The organism is Pseudoalteromonas aurantia, assembly GCF_005886875.1.
Taxonomy (GTDB): domain Bacteria; phylum Pseudomonadota; class Gammaproteobacteria; order Enterobacterales; family Alteromonadaceae; genus Pseudoalteromonas; species Pseudoalteromonas aurantia_A.
Genome location: NZ_PNBY01000235.1, coordinates 1 through 431, shown reverse-complemented (window position 1 = coordinate 431; position 431 = coordinate 1). Strand labels below are relative to the sequence as shown.

Here is a 431-nt window from a genome sequence, read left to right as displayed (position 1 = left end):
CCGTTCTCAAGTTTTCCAACAATATTCAGAGAGTAGCTTTTTTAATCAGGTAACACAAAGAAGAAGGGACCCTCAAGTGATACGTTTAAATTTCAGTTACCGTTTTGGTAAATTCGATTTAAATCTTTTCAAGAGAAAAAATACCAAGGCCGACCAGGGCGGTGGCTTGGATATGATACAACAATAAATATTAATGATTCTTACCTGCTAACATAGGTACGAAAGAAAACTCCTCGAAACGTTCTTCTAAAAGAGAGCCATCGGGGAGTTTTTTTATTCGCAACATTCGCTGCGCTCCCCCTTCATCAACCGGTATTACCATAATACCGCCGGGGGCGAGTTGCTCTATTAATTTTTGAGGAATATGTGGTGCCCCGCAAGTGATCAATATTTTTGTAAAGGGCCCATACGTGGGTAACCCGGCAAACCCA

2 protein-coding genes are annotated in these 431 nt (G+C 41.3%); one reads left to right on the top strand and one right to left on the bottom strand.

Features of this window, described 5'->3' with window-relative positions; translation table 11 throughout:
- The coding region (locus tag CWC18_RS21310; RefSeq protein WP_212747757.1) for a hypothetical protein at positions 1–187 on the top strand (187 nt) is incomplete at its 5' end.
- Positions 188–190: 3 nt separating this feature from the next.
- Here CWC18_RS21310 and CWC18_RS20805 read toward each other — a convergent pair.
- Positions 191–431, bottom strand: a 241-nt coding sequence (locus tag CWC18_RS20805; RefSeq protein ID WP_434063447.1) for a protein-L-isoaspartate O-methyltransferase family protein, incomplete at its 5' end; no start/stop codon positions are given.